The sequence below is a fragment of the Gluconobacter sp. P1D12_c genome (assembly GCF_018812105.1).
Classification (GTDB): Bacteria; Pseudomonadota; Alphaproteobacteria; order Acetobacterales; family Acetobacteraceae; genus Gluconobacter; species Gluconobacter oxydans_A.
In genome coordinates this window covers 1-523 of sequence record NZ_JACSIQ010000291.1, presented here as the reverse complement: position 1 = coordinate 523, position 523 = coordinate 1, and the positions used below count along the sequence as shown (strand labels likewise).

General features: G+C 38.6%; 2 protein-coding genes. Both read left to right on the top strand.

Annotated elements, in window-relative coordinates; all coding sequences use genetic code 11:
* On the top strand, nt 1–271 hold a 271-nt coding region (locus KP705_RS16805; protein WP_215765083.1), incomplete at its 5' end, for a hypothetical protein.
* Nucleotides 268–523, top strand: a 256-nt coding sequence (locus KP705_RS16800) for a hypothetical protein (protein WP_215765082.1), incomplete at its 3' end; no start/stop codon positions are given. The genes KP705_RS16805 and KP705_RS16800, both read left to right, overlap by 4 nt.

Here is a 523-nt window from a genome sequence, read left to right as displayed (position 1 = left end):
TTTGTTTTTGGATTACATAGAAAGCAGGGGATATGGTTTTTTAAGATTCAACGAATATTTGAACGATGACGAGGATGATTTTTGTTACGAGTGTGTTTTTGTTAATGACAATAAAGATGAGATACGCCTTTGGGTTAAAGATTTAGAAGAATGTGACAAGGATGGTTTGTATTCGAGTATCGATAATTTAGATTTGGAAAATTGTACGTCTGATGATTTTAAAAGAAGACTCTCAACGATTTGCGAGAAATTTTTTGGATCGTTGTCATGAGTTATCAATTCGCACATTTTGAGATGCTGAGTCGTAAAGTGCTTGTAAAGCCTTCCGACAAGGCAACGAAGTCTAAGAAGTGGAATATTAAAGAGACTATAGATGAGGCTACCCGGAGAAATCCGGATGCCTGTTTGCATGTTGAAAATCCAGGCAAGCCGGTTCTCGTTTTTGGTCAGGATTTAGAAGCTCTTGAGCGTGAGCATGAGCAGGCTTGCGATGGTGCTGTTGATGTTCAGAAGAATGGCAAGA